The sequence below is a fragment of the uncultured Algibacter sp. genome, from assembly GCF_947487575.1.
GTDB lineage: Bacteria > Bacteroidota > Bacteroidia > Flavobacteriales > Flavobacteriaceae > Algibacter_B.
Genome location: NZ_CANKXG010000008.1, coordinates 108,973 through 124,784 on the forward strand (window position 1 = coordinate 108,973; position 15,812 = coordinate 124,784).

General features: G+C 32.5%; 13 protein-coding genes. 7 read left to right on the forward strand and 6 right to left on the reverse strand.

Features of this window, described 5'->3' with window-relative positions; genetic code table 11:
• Nucleotides 1-9 precede the first annotated feature (9 nt).
• The 4 genes from Q0870_RS10510 (at nt 10) to Q0870_RS10525 (ending at nt 5,056) form a co-directional block, all read left to right on the forward strand.
• Nucleotides 10-1,518, forward strand: coding sequence for a SusD/RagB family nutrient-binding outer membrane lipoprotein (locus tag Q0870_RS10510; RefSeq protein ID WP_298555400.1), 1,509 nt, complete (start codon nt 10-12; stop codon nt 1,516-1,518).
• A gap of 26 nt (nt 1,519-1,544) precedes the next feature.
• Entirely contained in the window at nt 1,545-2,381 is an 837-nt protein-coding gene (locus Q0870_RS10515) for a hypothetical protein (RefSeq protein ID WP_298555401.1), read from the forward strand.
• Nucleotides 2,382-2,401: 20 nt separating this feature from the next.
• Nucleotides 2,402-3,289, forward strand: a complete 888-nt coding sequence (locus Q0870_RS10520; RefSeq protein WP_298555403.1) for a hypothetical protein — start codon at nt 2,402-2,404, stop codon at nt 3,287-3,289.
• Nucleotides 3,290-3,382: 93 nt separating this feature from the next.
• Nucleotides 3,383-5,056, forward strand: coding sequence for an aryl-sulfate sulfotransferase (locus Q0870_RS10525; RefSeq protein ID WP_298555405.1), 1,674 nt, complete (start codon nt 3,383-3,385; stop codon nt 5,054-5,056).
• A 75-nt stretch (nt 5,057-5,131) separates the two neighbouring features.
• Here the strand turns inward: Q0870_RS10525 and Q0870_RS10530 are convergent, their stop codons facing one another.
• Nucleotides 5,132-7,882 carry a T9SS-dependent M36 family metallopeptidase gene (locus Q0870_RS10530; protein ID WP_298555407.1) on the reverse strand — a complete coding sequence of 917 codons (2,751 nt, stop codon included), beginning with the start codon at nt 7,880-7,882 and terminating at the stop codon, nt 5,132-5,134.
• A gap of 215 nt (nt 7,883-8,097) precedes the next feature.
• On the opposite strand from Q0870_RS10530, the gene rlmB reads away from it, so the two are divergent.
• A complete protein-coding gene (gene rlmB, locus Q0870_RS10535; protein ID WP_298555409.1) occupies nt 8,098-8,832 on the forward strand; it encodes a 23S rRNA (guanosine(2251)-2'-O)-methyltransferase RlmB in 735 nt (244 codons plus the stop codon).
• Here the strand turns inward: rlmB and Q0870_RS10540 are convergent.
• Entirely contained in the window at nt 8,829-9,560 is a 732-nt protein-coding gene (locus Q0870_RS10540) for a rhomboid family intramembrane serine protease (protein ID WP_298555411.1), read from the reverse strand. The genes rlmB and Q0870_RS10540 overlap by 4 nt on opposite strands.
• A 210-nt stretch (nt 9,561-9,770) precedes the next feature.
• Between Q0870_RS10540 and Q0870_RS10545 the strand changes: the two genes are divergently transcribed.
• Nucleotides 9,771-11,054, forward strand: a complete 1,284-nt coding sequence (locus Q0870_RS10545) for a replication-associated recombination protein A (RefSeq protein ID WP_298555413.1) — start codon at nt 9,771-9,773, stop codon at nt 11,052-11,054.
• Nucleotides 11,055-11,232: 178 nt separating this feature from the next.
• Here Q0870_RS10545 and Q0870_RS10550 read toward each other — a convergent pair whose 3' ends face one another.
• The 4 genes from Q0870_RS10550 to radC form a co-directional block, all read right to left on the reverse strand.
• Entirely contained in the window at nt 11,233-12,054 is an 822-nt protein-coding gene (locus Q0870_RS10550) for a hypothetical protein (RefSeq protein WP_298555415.1), read from the reverse strand.
• 79 nt (nt 12,055-12,133) lie between these two features.
• A complete protein-coding gene (locus Q0870_RS10555) occupies nt 12,134-12,823 on the reverse strand; it encodes a YjjG family noncanonical pyrimidine nucleotidase (protein WP_298555417.1) in 690 nt (229 codons plus the stop codon).
• A complete protein-coding gene (locus Q0870_RS10560) occupies nt 12,813-14,114 on the reverse strand; it encodes a polysaccharide deacetylase family protein (RefSeq protein WP_298555420.1) in 1,302 nt (433 codons plus the stop codon). Before Q0870_RS10560 ends, Q0870_RS10555 begins: the two co-directional genes overlap by 11 nt.
• 89 nt (nt 14,115-14,203) lie before the next feature.
• Nucleotides 14,204-14,902: a DNA repair protein RadC gene (gene radC, locus Q0870_RS10565; RefSeq protein WP_298555422.1), complete on the reverse strand. Its 699-nt coding sequence runs from the start codon at nt 14,900-14,902 to the stop codon at nt 14,204-14,206.
• 52 nt (nt 14,903-14,954) lie between these two features.
• Here radC and Q0870_RS10570 point away from each other — a divergent pair, with 52 nt between their 5' ends.
• Nucleotides 14,955-15,557: an FMN-binding negative transcriptional regulator gene (locus Q0870_RS10570; RefSeq protein ID WP_298555424.1), complete on the forward strand. Its 603-nt coding sequence runs from the start codon at nt 14,955-14,957 to the stop codon at nt 15,555-15,557.
• Nucleotides 15,558-15,812 lie beyond the last annotated feature (255 nt).

The following is a 15,812-nucleotide window of genomic DNA, read 5'->3' on the forward strand; positions in this document are numbered from 1 at the left end:
AAAATAAAAATGAAAAATATAAAAAATATAATTCTACTTACGATATTGACATTGTCATTCTCGTGCAGTGACAGTTATTTAGATGTTAATGGAAGTTCAGCAAGTCCTTCATCAGCTTCGCCAGATCTATTACTGCCTGCAGCTCAAAAAAACTCTGCAGATATGTTATATAATGCAGATGTCTTAAATGGTTCAGGTGACTCTTTTAACTTAATTGGAAGTATTCATGCTGGTGTTATGGCTGATGCTGGAGACCGTGTATGGTACCAACCTGAACAACAATATTTAATTATCAATACAACGTACCAAAGAATATGGAACAATACGTTTACACTTACTTTAAACAATTATGTCTTCATTGAAAACTTTGAAGGAGATATTTATGATAATTATAAAGCTATTGCTAAAATCATGAAAGCATTTCATTATGCTATGCTAGTTGATACCTATGGAGATGTTCCTTACACAGAAGCTTTTGCTAGAGGATCTAATATCCAACCTGCCTACGATGATGATAAAGCAGTTTACGATATCATCTATGATGAGTTAAATTTAGCAATAAACATGATTAATGATGCTCCAGCTGGCACATTACCTGCAACAACTGATGCTATGTTTGGTGGTAATATGACGACTTGGCAAGAATTTGCTAATACACTAAAACTAAGAATGTTATTACGACAAGTAAATACTGGTGAAGATTTATCTTCCAAGTATAGTGAAATAGAAAATAACGGTATTGGTTTTATAACTGCCACTGCAGCTATTAATCCTGGTTATGCTGACCAAACTGATCAACAAAACCCTTTCTTTACTGTTTTTGGTTTTGTACCAGGAAGTACGACTACTCCAGCTAGAAATAATGAAGCTACACGTGGAAATGAATTCTTTATGAACTTTTTAGTAGATAATGGTGATGATAGGATTTCTAGACTTTTCCTTCCTGCAGCTTCTGATGGTGAATTTAGAGGTGTTCCGCAAAACGTATATGTAGATGAATTCAGAACAAATGCGACTTCAGCCTTAGGGCCTGGACTGTTAATTGGTAGTACTCAACCATTACAAGTTATGTTAGGATCAGAATCATTATTCTTACAAGCTGAAGCTGTACAACGTGGTTTACTTTCGGGAGATGCTGGTACGCTTTATAGAAATGGTATAATAGCCTCGTTTACTGAATTAGGAGTTCCAAGTGCAGAAACAGCAGCTATAGGTTATGAAGCTGGTGCTTTTAGTAATAAAATAAACTGGAATTTAGCAGTAGCAGCAGGAAACGAAATTGAAGCTATTATTACTCAAAAATGGGTAGCTGGTGGTTTTATTTCTGGATTTGAAGTATGGATGGATAGAGTAAGAACTGGCTTTCCTTCTGGAATTCCTATTCCAGTAGATGCAAGATCTCCAATTTTTCCATCAAATTTACTGTACCCTGAAACTGAGTTAGCAACTAACCCTGATAATGTTCCAATACAGGGAGATAATGCAGCTTTTGACAGACATACTTTCTGGATGCAATAAAATAATAATTTTAAAAATATATAGATATGAAAAATATAATAAAGTCCATTTCATTATTATTAGTAATGGTATTATCTGTTACATCATGTATACTTGATGATGATAATTTAGCAGACACCTTTAATGATGGAGAAAATTTCACAAGTTTTTCAACATTAAACCAAACAGTTAGTGCCGTTGCTGATGGCAATATTGTAACTGCTAATGTTAACATAGAACTTCAGGGTCCAACAATAGTTGATTTCACAGAAGATGTAAACCTTACTATATCTGTTGATGCTACTAATACAACAGCCATTGAAGGTGTTCATTATACATTAAACAGTACATCAATTACACTTAAGTCTGATCAAAACTACATAGGAACTATTCCTGTTAGTATAATTACTGAAGGAATTGAGCCTCCTTTAGATATTGCTCCTATTTTAACGTTACAATTTGCTAGTGCAGATGGTACTAACGTGATTGCTAGTAGTAAATCAACTACTTTGACATTAATCTATCAATGTTTTGCTGATTTAGCAGGAACTTACTTAGTTACTAATGATTGGTGTGGGCCATCAAAAACTACGACTATCACTAAAAACGCAGATGGATCATGGAGATTTGGTACTGCAGATGGATATTGGTTAGATTCTTGCACAGGTAACGCAGGGCTTTTTAACGGAGGTAACATTGTTGAACTTTGTGGAGAAATTTTAGCCACTGGTAATTTAGATTATGGAACTGCCGGAGGTTTTGGTATTGGTGATATCTTAGGAGGTACTTGGGATGCTGAAAATGGTATTATTACTATGCAACATATAGAGACTTTCTTTAATGGAGGACCAAGAGAATGGACTTCAACTTACACAAGACAGTAAGAAACTTTAAAACATACAAAATGAAAAAAATTATACATATATTTAGCACATTAGTAATCATTTTAGCTTTTACTTCTTGTGATGATCAAGACCTTTCTCCAATTGGTGATGAAAGTAGTAAACCTATAGTTACTGCAACTTCTGCAGTTTCTAGTATTAATGAGGCAGGTTCACCTGTTGTAAGTATTACAATTAATTTTGATAAACCAATAAAAACTACAACTTCGTTTACTGCAAGTCAAGTTGGAGGTACAGCATCAGAGAGTGATTTTACTTTAAGTAACGCTGTTGTTCCAGCATATCAAACATCTACTACTATGGAAGTGGTTATTAATGATGATATAACACCTGAAGAATCTGAAACTATAGAACTTCAAATAGTTGCAAGTACAGTTTCTGACTTTCATGAAGTTATTGGATCGCCAACAGTATCTTTAACTATAGAAAATTCTACTACTGATGAATTTGTAGTTAACCTAAACTGGGATGGTGAATATGTTGATTCAGACGGAGATCCTCACAGTATTTGTGACTTTGACATGGATTTTGAGATTTATAACGAAGATTTCACAGGACCAATTGATGCAAGTTATAATAATTGTCCAGAAGAGATTAGAGTATCACCTGGTAGTTTAGACGATGGTAATTATTGGTTAGTTCCAAGTTTTTGGACTAGTGCAAGCGGAGTTCCTCCTGCACAAAATTTAGTTCTTCCAGTTTTATTTACACTTTCTCAACCTGGTGTTGCTTTAGAAACTATAGATTTAACTGGCACATGGAACACTAATACTGGTGGTCAAGTGCAAGGTAATCCAGATGCGTATTTATTCAAATATGTTTTAACTGTATCTGGTACTAGCTATACAGTAACAGATAATGATTCAGGTACAGTTGTTTTTAGCAACTAAAACTTTTGATAAATTAATCATATTGTATAAAAAAGCAAAACCACTTCATATGAAGTGGTTTTGCTTTTTTATAAACCTTTTAAAATTAGAGCTATGAGAATTATTATTTACTTTATTTTATTATTAAGCTATAGTTTAACGTTACATGCTCAAAATACTGTAGGTGTTATAAAAAATAATTCTGAAGCTTTTAATGGTTATACGTTGTTTTCACCAAATACATCTAACGAAACCTATTTAATAAATAATTGTGGCGAAATTGTTCATCAATGGACTAGTGTGTATAATCCTGGAGTATCTGTATACTTGCTTGAAAACGGAAACTTATTACGTGCTGCAAAAATCCCAAACGATAATGTTGTTTTTGGAGGAGTTGGTGGAAAAGTAGAATTATTTGATTGGGATAATAATTTAGTTTGGGACTATACCTATTCAACTAACGAAGTCTCTCAACATCATGAAGTGTTACCATTACCTAATGGGAATATATTAATTCTTGCAGCCAAAATACTCACAGAAGTACAAGCTATTCAAGCAGGTAGAGATCCTAATCTCATAACCGAAGGTAAAATTTACAGTGAAAAAATTATAGAAATTCAGCCTGATTTAATAAATGGTGGTGGTACAATAGTTTGGGAATGGGATATAAAAGATCATTTAATTCAAGATTTAGATGCTTCGAAAGATAATTTTGGAAACGTAGCTAATAACCCTCAGCTACTAGACATAAACTTTATTAATGAAAACAGCAATGGTGGCGCAGCCAATTGGCTTCATTTTAACTCTGTACAATACAATATTGATTTAGACCAACTTATTCTAAGTTCACGTCTTTTAAGCGAAATATATATCATTGATCATTCTACAACAAGCAAAGAAGCTGCTAGTCATACTGGTGGCAATTATGGAAAAGGAGGTGATTTTTTATATCGTTGGGGAAATCCACAATCATATAGACTAGGTAATAACAGTGATAAAAAATTGTTTGGTCAACATTTTCCGCATTGGATTCCAGAAAATCTTAATGATGCTGGAAAAATCATGATTTTTAATAATGGCAATTCAAGAGAAATTGATAAAAATAATTTACCTATAAATTATTCTTCTATTGATATTATTGATCCAAATGTAGACATTAATGGTAATTACAATTTTAATCTTGTAAATGGGTTTGAACCACAAAACCTTACGTGGACATACATTGACCCTGTTGAGCGTAAAAAATTTTTCTCTCCTATTCTCTCTGGTGCACAAAGACTACCAAATGGAAACACATTAATTTGCTCTGGCTCTTTAGGCTATTTTTTTGAAATTAATTCTAATAAAGAAATTGTATGGGAATATATAAATCCAGATACCAGTAATGGTATTTTATCTCAAGGGAGCTTAGCAAGTGCTAATTCCGTGTTTAGAGCAAATAAATATGATGTAAATGACCCTGTATTTGAGGGTAAATCTTTAATACCAAAAAGACCAATTGAAATGAATTCTCAAATAAATGAATCTTGCACGCTTTTAGAGGTTAACAACTACACTAATTATAATTTTAAAATGTATCCTAACCCTGTTAATAATACTTTACATATTAACTCTAAAAACAAAATTATTAATATTGAGGTTTATAATATATTAGGACTCCTTATTAAAAACAAAAAGGATGAAAATGGAATTGATAGTATAGACCTCTCTAACCTTAATAAAAGTATCTATATCATTAAAGCTTATTCAAATAATTTAATTATAAGTGAAAAAATTATAAAAAACTAACAGTATAAAAAAACCAATCTAGATATTCTAGATTGGTTGGTTTTTAATTAAATTATAAATCAATTACTATTGTGATTATTCTATTAGTATTTTATCGTATGTATTAATATAGTCTCCTTTCATTCTCAAAATATACATTCCAGCTTGAAGTGAGCTTGTGTTTATTTTAACTTCACTTGAAAGTATAGTCGATTTAGAAAGCACTTTTCTTCCATTAATATCAATAATATCTATAACGACATTACCAATCGCCTTAGAAGCTTTTATAGCTAATTCAGAATTAGCTGGGTTAGGATAAACTCTATAATCTTTACTAGTAAAAGACTCAGCACTTAAAGTAGTACAATTTGCTAGACTCATATCACTAGGATCTGGCATTGTAAAATCTTCAGTCTGATCTGTTCTTAAAAATCTACTTCCTTGAGTAGCATTTAAACCTAAACCTCTGGCTGCAAAAACTTCCCATATCATACATTGATCTTCTCCTCCCATTGCAGTATCAGCTGCCAAAATAGCATTTCTACCATCAACAAATCCTGGTTGACAGGCTTGTAATTTTAAGGCATCCATAACAATTTGCATAATTTTATTATTACCTCCAGTACCATAATAGATGTCTGGATCGAAACCATATTTTTCAATATATTTCCAGGTCAAATCCCATAACATAGTACACCAAACAGATCCTACTCCATGGGGAGCACTTATACTTGCTGTATCATTTGAAGTCGCATAAGTCATTGGGTTTACATTAGTGTCTGTACTATATAAAAAAGGTCTAATACCAGAACCAGTTGTAGGTTGACTACTAACATAAGTTCCTATACCTCTACCATCTGTTGGTAAATCACTAGCTTTCATAGTTATCATTAAACCAAACCAATCTGACCAACCTTCACCCATTTGCTCTGTATTTGTCTCTGGGATACATCGTCCTTCAGCATCTCTTTCAGTACAAGCTATAAGACAATCAGAACTAAACGCACCACCTGTTAATCTATTTGAAATACCATGACCATATTCATGAGCAATTACAACATTATCATAAGACCCATCGAGTAAAATTCCAGGGTCATTGATAATCGTTGCATTAACGGTTTCAGCATTGTTAAGTGATGATATTATACTTTCTCCATCTGTGAAATTTATAAAAATTGAAGGTATTGTAAAAACTGGGGTTGTAACACCATACATACCAACATACTCAGAATAGTCAGGATCATTATCTGGATTATTATGATTTGCAACAATTACTGCAATAGCACCAGCATTTTGGGCATTTTGTATTTTCTCCGTAAAAGCACAATTACCTCTCCTAATTATGGCTATTTTTCCAGATAAAGCAGCGCCATTAATTAATGCATTACATCCTTCTTCTCCTACTGCAGTTCCATCGTCCACAAGAACGACATCAGCTGTAATTGCTGTATCATCTGGTCTTGTTATATTCCCTACACCATCATCACCTTCTCCAGTTGATGGTAACACAGCAGTATAAGCACCTGCTAAAGAGGTATTATTAATAGTTAGAAGAGGAACTGTTGACGGTGTATTCCATAAAAACATTTGCATTCTTGGACTACTCCCATCGTCTGGGGTACCAAAATTAGCATTATCAAAATCACTACCATCTTGAGAATCTGCAAAAACTCTATCTCCACCTGTTCTTGGACTGGCTTTACCATAATTATTTTGTTGAAAATTTCCAGAAGCTTCATCAAATCCATATTGGTAATAAATATCATGCATGATATTATTCATGTAAAAAAGATTTGTTGTAGCTGCATCAATACTTTCAGAAGCCGTAAGCGTTAAATCCAAAGGGAAATTAAAATCTAAACTTGCAGTTCCTTCAGCTAAAGCACCACTACCATTATTACCATCATCATCTAATTGCGCAATAACATTATTACCTTGGGTATCTGTAAATTCTGCTCCTGTTGCACCATTAGTGTCATGCCAGCCAAAAGGCGAGGCATTAATATCTGCTGGTTCTGAAATGACTTGTCTACTTCCATGGTTTGGACTTTCAACAGTGAAAGGAAAGACATTATATTGTGAACCGTCATTAGTAAAAATAGCACTATTTGGTTTAAATAAATCAAAACTAGCTTCTTTGTCTGAATTAGAGTTTTTTGATCTATTCACACCATGCTTAGTATGATCTCCACCAAATGAACATTTCACAATCCAATCGTTAACATTAATTATTTGTCCTGTAACGGCATCTACTCTAACGTTCCACCAATGGGCACCGTCTAGTGTAAGAACACTTAAATTCCAACATAACCTCATAGAACCATCGCTTAATTGAGAATAAACAAGTTCGGCTGGAATGGTTTCTTGAGATATACCTCCATTAGTATAAATTTTCTTAGAACCACTAGTTTCTATAGGTTGTAAATTATAAACATTCCCCAATTTAAAATGGGATGCTACTTTACCTATAGCTTGCTCAGGACTTAAAACTGGGGTTGATGTGTTTATTTTTTTAGAAACATCTTGTTTAAAATTGCTAGTTGCATGAAAGACTTTGTTGTCCTTAATAGCTATGTTTACTATGGCATTATGAATTTTAATACCTTTATAAGCCTGATTTAAATAACTATGAGTAATTTTTGTAGATTTTGAATAAACTTCTTTACTAATAAAAATATCCTCAATATCACTTGAGGACAATTTAAATTTTTCTTTATTCTGTTCGAGATGCTCTTTAATTATAGAAGCATTTACTGATTTTTTTAATTGTTTATTTTGTCCGAAAGCAAATTGTAAAACAAAAAAACCAAGAACCAATAGAACAACTGATTTGTAATCTTTTTTCATTATCATTTTTTTTTGAATTAGTCAACTCAAAGATAATAAAATTAATTTTGCTAAACTATCAAATTAAAAACTCGTAGAATTCGCTAGTCTTCTTTCTCATTGATAAAAAAGCATAAAAATATTACATTTTAGTTTTTTATTTAATTTCGGATAAAAGCGTGTTTTTTTTTAGTTTAATTACTTAGTAAACTTTGTATTTCCATACCTTTACCCCAATGGAAAACCAAACACAAATATTCGGAATAAGAGCTGTCATAGAAGCTGTAAATGCTGGGGAAACTATTGATAAAGTATTTCTGCAAAAAGGAGAAAGAGGTGAGTTATTTAGCGAGCTAGAATCTTTATTAAATAAAAAATCAATAAACAAATCTTACGTTCCAGTTGAAAAACTAAATAGGTTAACCAATAAAAATCATCAAGGAGCTGTTGCTCAAATTTCACCTATCGAGTTTCATGATATGGAAGCCCTCGTTATGAATGTAATAGAATCTGGTAAAACACCGCTCTTTCTTTTACTTGACCAATTGAGCGATGTTAGAAATTTTGGTGCTATTATTAGAACAGCTGAGTGTACTGGTGTTAATGGTATTATTATACAAAAAAATGGTAGTGCTCCAGTAAATGGCGACACTATAAAAACTAGTGCTGGCGCGGTTTTTAAAATTCCAATTTGCAAAGTAGACCATATAAAAGACGCGGTATTTTACATGCAGGCTTCTGGGATTAAAGTAATTGCGGCCACCGAAAAAACAAACGATACACTTTATGACGTTTCTTTTGTTGAACCTAGTGCCATAATTATGGGGTCTGAAGGTAGAGGCATAAACCCTTCTACTTTAAAAGTTGTAGATGAAAAAGCTAAATTGCCTTTACTAGGCGATATCGAGTCTTTGAATGTTTCTGTGGCTTGTGGTGCTTTCTTATATGAAGTTGTAAGACAACGTCGTTAATCTGCCTTATCATTTTTTTTGAAGTGGTAGCTTATATTGAGTTGCTCCTCCTCTATTTCGGGTTCAACGGTTTCTATAAAGTTTCCGTTTTCATCAAAATGTTTTAAAAAAGGATCATTATCTTCATTATAATTTTCTTGTTCCCATAAATACTTTTTTGGCTTTGCAATTTCTTTTCTAAAAAACAGAGCGAATAGTAAACCAGTTATTAAACCTGCCATATGCCCTTCCCAAGAAATCCCTTTTTCTATAGGTAAGGTGTACCAAATCATACTTCCGTAGAGAAATATAACCATAAGTGATAGGGCTATGAGTCTATAATGTTTAGCAAATACGCCTTTAAAGAAAGTAAAGCTTACAAGGACGTAAATAAGTCCGCTTACACCAATATGATAGGATGGCCTGGCAATACACCAAGTAAGAAAACCAGATAATAAAATACCATAAAGAATAACTTTCCAAGCAATATGTCTGTAGAAATAAAACAATGCCGTAGATAATACAAATAACGGCACTGTATTGTGATAAATATGTTTGATGTCGCCATGAATAAACGGACTCAACACAACGCCTCTAAGGCCTTTTAGCGTTTGTGGGTAAACACCATATTTACTGAAGTTATAGCCAAAGCGTACTTCGAACCAGAATACTAACCAAATAGTTAGTACAAAAAATATAGGATAAGCGATTACTCCTGTTGAGAATTGAAAATGTTCTCTGTTTTTCATAGGAATAACGTTAGCAAATAGTTCTCCAACCTTGTTTTATGTGCTAAATTGGCAGGTAAACCCCACGTGAGGGATTGAAGAGGAAAGCCCACAGCCCGATCCCGATAGCTATCGGGAGAGGTGCGAGGACTTGGAACGAAAAGCCCGACCCCCGATTTTTCTTCGGGGGACACGCCCAAAACTTAAATAATTTCGTGTAATTTTGTGTTTATGAATGAGAACGCACCATTAGCGGAACGGTTACGACCAAAAACCTTGAAAGACTACGTGAGTCAAACGCACTTAGTGGGTAAAGGCGGTGCTTTAACACAACACATAAAACAGGGTTTAATACCGTCTATGATTTTTTGGGGACCTCCAGGAACTGGAAAAACCACCCTAGCAAATATTATTGCTTCTGAATCTGGCAGACCATTTTACACCTTAAGCGCCATAAACTCTGGTGTTAAAGACATTAGGGAGGTTATTGATAAAGCAAAACAAAGTGGCGGATTGTTTACCACAAAAAACCCTATTTTGTTTATTGACGAAATTCATAGATTTAGCAAATCTCAGCAAGACTCATTGTTGCAAGCTGTTGAAAAAGGTTGGATAACGCTGATTGGAGCAACTACCGAAAATCCAAGTTTTGAAGTGATTTCGGCGCTTTTATCGCGCTGTCAGGTTTATATTTTAAACGCTTTTGATAAAACTGATTTAGAGACGCTTTTAAAACGGGCTATTGATACCGACGAACATATTTCTAAAAAGAAAATAGCATTAAGGGAAACCAATGCGCTATTAAGACTATCGGGCGGCGATGCTAGAAAATTACTTAATATTTTTGAGCTTTTGGTAAATTCCTTCAATACGGATTCTATAGAAATTACTGATAAAATTGTTCTTGAAAAAATCCAGAACAACACCGTACGTTACGATAAAACAGGAGAGCAACATTACGATATTATTTCGGCATTTATAAAATCCATTCGCGGCAGCGACCCCAATGGTGCAGTTTATTGGCTAGCCCGCATGATTGAAGGTGGCGAAGATGTAAAATTTATTGCACGCCGTTTACTTATTTCGGCAAGTGAAGATATTGGAAATGCCAACCCAACGGCTTTAGTTATAGCCAACAATGCTTTTCAAGCCGTAACAACCATTGGTTATCCAGAATCTCGTATTATTTTAAGCCAATGTGCCACCTATTTGGCATGTTCGCCCAAAAGTAATGCATCGTACATGGCTATTGGCAAGGCGCAACAATTGGTTAAACAAACTGGCGATTTAAGCGTGCCTCTAGAAATTAGAAACGCACCCACAAAACTCATGAAAGAATTGGGTTATGGCGATAATTACAAGTACGCACATAACTACAAGAACAATTTTGCTAAGCAAGAATTTTTACCAGACGAAATAAAAAACGAAACCCTTTACGAACCTGGAAACAATGCCCGTGAGAATGCACAACGAGAATTTTTAAAACAACGCTGGAAAGATAAGTACAACTATTAATTTTAGTATTTGGGCGTTACCTTTTACTCATACCTACAAGGTTTTAAAAACCTCGCAGGATCGCTAAAGGTCGGGCTTTCCGTTATAAGTCCTCGCACTTCTCCCGATAGCTATCGGGATCGGGCTGTGGGCTTTCCACTGCAATCCCTAACGCAAGTCGCGTTTTCATAATAAACTTTTAGAACTTAATATTTAAAGCCTCTTGCTCTAGAGTACCACCAGAATAATACTCAATAACCCAATCGTTGTCTTTCTTATAGATTACAGCACTATTACCTTCTACAAGAAATACATCCTTTAAATTGGTGTTTTTTATCCGGTATAAAACCTTAGGAGAACTATCAACCAACTGAAATCCATTATCAATGGCTTGGGCATACAATACATTTGAGACACCTTCTATTACAGTCATTTTATCAACTGGTTTAGTATCTGGCACAACTACATCTGCTTCTTTTTCCTTTTTTAAATTCTGTATTTCTTTTTTTAACTGTTGTATTTCTTCAGCAACTTCGGTTTTAACGGGAGTTTGAGCTGCAATACTAAGTGATGTTATATTTTCATTTGGTGCATACTTGTAATTTAAAGCTTTAATAGATGTAAAAGCATCGCGAAGCGCTAAATTATAAGCCGCTTTAAACTCTTTTTCTCTACTTACACCAAATTGAGAAGTATAAACGACTTTATCATTACAATCGTTAAGCATAACTTTAAGCTTAGTTTTAAACATGCCAGGATCCTTAGTTACATCAGCATGTAAAGCCAAACATCTGTTTAACATCAAATCTTTAGGATAATCTGCGCCTTCCATTACGGCTTCAAATCCATATTTATTAAATAAAAATTTTGTTAATGAGTTTATTTGGTATTGGTCTTTTTTCTTTAAAAAATCAAACTTATTATTTACAATTACATACTTATAATTATTAATACTTGTTTGAGCAAATGTTGTACTTACTATAAAACAGGTTAATATTATCAAAAAAAACTTAGTTTTCATATTTATTAATTTTATTATTCAATTCTAAAAGTAAAGAAACAATTTGGGTTATAAAAGTATCATAATGTACTAATAAAACTTACAGTAATTTCTTTAATTGTATTAAGTTATCAATTTGTTTAATACTAGTATCTACACTCATGTTATTAATATCAAAAAAAACAACATTCATACCTATATTTTTTGCCCCTAAAATATCCGCCTCATAGCTATCTCCAATCATAACACTTTTATTAGCGCTTGTATTTGCAAGGTTTAAAGCAAAACTAAATATTTTAGGATTTGGCTTTTTAAAACCTGCAATTTCAGAATTTGTAACAGTTTTAAAATAATGATTAATTTTAGAGTTACTCATTTTTTTATATTGTACTTCATCAAATCCGTTAGTTATTATATGCAAGTTGTAATTTATACTTAAATAATCTAAAATTTCAAATGTATTTTCAAACAAGTGGTTAAAAGAGCTTAAATGTGTTATATAATCATCTGATAGTTTATATATTAAGTCATTATTCGCTTCAAAAGATATGGCACTAAAAGTCTCATTTAATCTTTCAAAACGTAATACGTCCTTTTCTATTTTCTCTTCTCTATACAGCCCCCAATATTTTAAATTAATAGGCATATAATGCATTAGAAAATCATCAACATTTACTTCAATAGTGTTAATTTCAAAAATTTTTTTAAAAGTCAATGCCGAATTTTTTTCAAAATCCCAAAGTGTATGGTCTAAATCAAAAAACACATCTGTAATACCTTTAAACTTCATTTGGAGACTCTAAAATTAAATTAAATAATTCTTTAAAACCCCTCCACTTTCTTGCGTCATTAAATGTATAATTATGAAATACAGGAACAAACTCACCATCAACTTGTTTTATTTCATTGATAACTTTGCTTAATACCTTCTTTTTATCAAGAAGTGATTTCTGTTTTAAAAGCGTAAAATCCATCAAATGATATGGCACAATTTTTAATGGAGTTTGCACTTCATAATCTAAATCGTAAAACAAGAAAGATGTGCTAGAACCAGCCCTAAAACCTATATGATTGACATAACCCATAGTGTAATCTTCTTGAATTTCTAAAGCAATTAAGTTTCTATAGGTTTCTGGCAAATTAAGTTTTGAAAAAGATTGCCTAGATGCTCTTACATGAGTATTTAAAATATCATCCATCCTTTGTTTTTCTTTTTTTAAAAGCTTTTCATCTTCAAGTGCGAAATAGGATATTTTTATTCCAACTCTACAATAATCACCAACATATTTAATGAGTGATACAAACTTCTTTTTATTTGGGTTAATCCCTTTATCGTAAGTGGAGTAATCCCCTATTAAAAAAAAGAAAAGAAACTTAAAAGGCGACGTTTTTTGCCTGTTAATTAAATATTTAAAAGTATCAAATGGGTCATGTCTAAATCCAAGAAGCACCGCAAACCTTATGTATAAACTTTTAAGCCTAAATCTAACAATATCCTTAATCGTTCCGCCTAATGTTCTAATAATACCTTTTAGCTTGTAATTATAAGCACTTGGCACATCAATAATAGGTTTAATTTGATAGGTGCGTTTTGGGAATTCAAATTCTGGAAACTGTTTTTGTAGTGCTTCTTTAAATTTGTAAGCCCAAATATCTACAACGGGTTGATGTAAAAACCCTTCTTTATAAGCTAAACTTTCGGTAGCTGTAAAACGCCCAAATTCATCTTTTACATGTGGCAAATACTCTTCATATCTGGATAACAAATAAAAAGAAGCCGAAAAAATATCAAAAGGCATACTGCTCTTTTCTCCAAGATAAAAGAAACATTTTGTATCTCCCCACGCCTGCATATTAATTTCAATATCACTTAGGCCTTGCTCAAATAAAATATCATGACTTTTAATAAAAAACTCCTTACTTAATGGCTGTTTTGTGTAAGACATTTTTAAACTGTCATGAGCAATAAACTCTTCAATTTTTGTGGTAAAACTTACTTCTATACCCAAAACTCTAACACAAATATGCTTAAAAATATATTTTAATCTTGGAGATATTTTATGAGTATATACTAATAACATGCGTTATAAATTCGAAATTTTTAAAATACCAATTAAAACATCATTCCATATTTAACTTTTAGGAATTTTGTTTTTGGGTTTTGGAGTTTTCACAATAGTGATTCATCAGCAAAACTAAAGTATGCTTTTTCTGTTATAATTAGGTGATCTAAAATTTTTATATCTAAACTTTGTGCGGCAATTTTTAATTTTTCGGTTACTTGCTTATCGGCTAAACTTGGTTTTAAAGTTCCCGAAGGGTGATTATGTGCTAATATTAAACCCGTAGCACCAACTTCTAAGGCGTTTTTAAGTACTAAGCGCACATCAACCAAAGTACCAGTTATTCCTCCTTTACTTAACTGATTTTTTTGAATTACTTTATTCGAATTATTCATGTAAATAATCCAGAATTCTTCATGCTCTAGTTCGCCAATTACAGGTTGCATAAGTTCAAAAACCGATGCGCTAGATGTAATTTTCTTTTTTTCGAGAGCTTCCTCTCCTCTGCGTCGTCTTCCTAATTCTAAGGCAGCTATAATACTTATGGCTTTTGCTTCACCAATACCCTTAAATTCCATAAGTTGATTTATGGATAGCTTTCCTAAGGCGCTTAAATTATTATCGGTACTCGCCAAAATACGTTTGCATAAATCTACAGCACTTTCTTGACGATTCCCAGAACCTATTAAAATAGCAACAAGTTCTGCATCGCTTAAAGCGGCTTTACCTTTGTAAAGTAATTTTTCGCGGGGCTGATCGTCTTGACTCCAGTTTTTTATTGAAAATGACGATGGTTTTTCTTGCATTGGTTAAAGATAAATATTGTAAATTTCAAGTGCAATTAATAATTAGAAGATTTTGAGTTACCCACCAAAATATCATCAAGACAACGATATTAATCACATGATTGAAGTGATTAAAACGTATCCTTTAGCCACACTTATTTCTGTTAAAAATAACGAACCGCTCATAACACATTTGCCCTTAATTTATAATGAAGCTGGTAATCTTATTGGTCATATTGATATTTACAACCCTCAGGCTGAACTTTTAAAAGATGATAACGACATCACTATTATTTTTTCTGGGCCACAATGTTATATTTCGCCGAGTATTTATGCTACTAAGCAATTACCAACTTGGAATTACATTAAAGTACATTTAAAAGGAAAAGTAAAAGTGATTGAAAGTAAAGAAGCCTTAAAACAGTCTTTAATCACGATGACAGAGTTTCTGGAAGATCCAGACCATAATTATGTTTTAGAGCCTGATAATAGAAGTATGAATGGTTATCTAGATTATATTAAAATGTTTGAAATTTCTATTGATAGTTGGGAAGGAAAATTTAAACTCTCCCAAGACAAAAAACCACAAGATATTGAAAATGCTAGAGCAGAATTAGTAAGGGCAAATCAAGCGAATGTTAAAGCATTTCTAAACAAAGTATTTTCTTCAAATTAACAAGAAAAATATTGTAAATTCTTTCGAAATTTACAACCAATAGAATGTTTTGTAACCAAAAATTTAAATGTGTAAGAAAAAATACCTATATTTATGAGATTAATAATCTAATTTTTTAGAGAAATGAATCAGTATTTAACTTCAAAAGGCAATACCCCTTATATTATTTTTTTAATTTTAGGTATATTACTAGGTAGTTATATATATGATTTTAATTCTACCATAGTAGCTACTATAATTATTTTAGTGTGTACT

Bases quoted from the DNA above. Each gene is read 5' to 3' on its own strand.
- Q0870_RS10510 (WP_298555400.1), top strand. From the start codon at position 10: ATGAAAAATATAAAAAATATAATTCTACTTACGATATTGACATTGTCA.
- Q0870_RS10515 (WP_298555401.1), top strand. From the start codon at position 1,545: ATGAAAAATATAATAAAGTCCATTTCATTATTATTAGTAATGGTATTA.
- Q0870_RS10520 (WP_298555403.1), top strand. From the start codon at position 2,402: ATGAAAAAAATTATACATATATTTAGCACATTAGTAATCATTTTAGCT.
- Q0870_RS10525 (WP_298555405.1), top strand. From the start codon at position 3,383: ATGAGAATTATTATTTACTTTATTTTATTATTAAGCTATAGTTTAACG.
- Q0870_RS10530 (WP_298555407.1), bottom strand. From the start codon at position 7,882: ATGAAAAAAGATTACAAATCAGTTGTTCTATTGGTTCTTGGTTTTTTT.
- rlmB (WP_298555409.1), top strand. From the start codon at position 8,098: ATGGAAAACCAAACACAAATATTCGGAATAAGAGCTGTCATAGAAGCT.
- Q0870_RS10540 (WP_298555411.1), bottom strand. From the start codon at position 9,560: ATGAAAAACAGAGAACATTTTCAATTCTCAACAGGAGTAATCGCTTAT.
- Q0870_RS10545 (WP_298555413.1), top strand. From the start codon at position 9,771: ATGAATGAGAACGCACCATTAGCGGAACGGTTACGACCAAAAACCTTG.
- Q0870_RS10550 (WP_298555415.1), bottom strand. From the start codon at position 12,054: ATGAAAACTAAGTTTTTTTTGATAATATTAACCTGTTTTATAGTAAGT.
- Q0870_RS10555 (WP_298555417.1), bottom strand. From the start codon at position 12,823: ATGAAGTTTAAAGGTATTACAGATGTGTTTTTTGATTTAGACCATACA.
- Q0870_RS10560 (WP_298555420.1), bottom strand. From the start codon at position 14,114: ATGTTATTAGTATATACTCATAAAATATCTCCAAGATTAAAATATATT.
- radC (WP_298555422.1), bottom strand. From the start codon at position 14,902: ATGCAAGAAAAACCATCGTCATTTTCAATAAAAAACTGGAGTCAAGAC.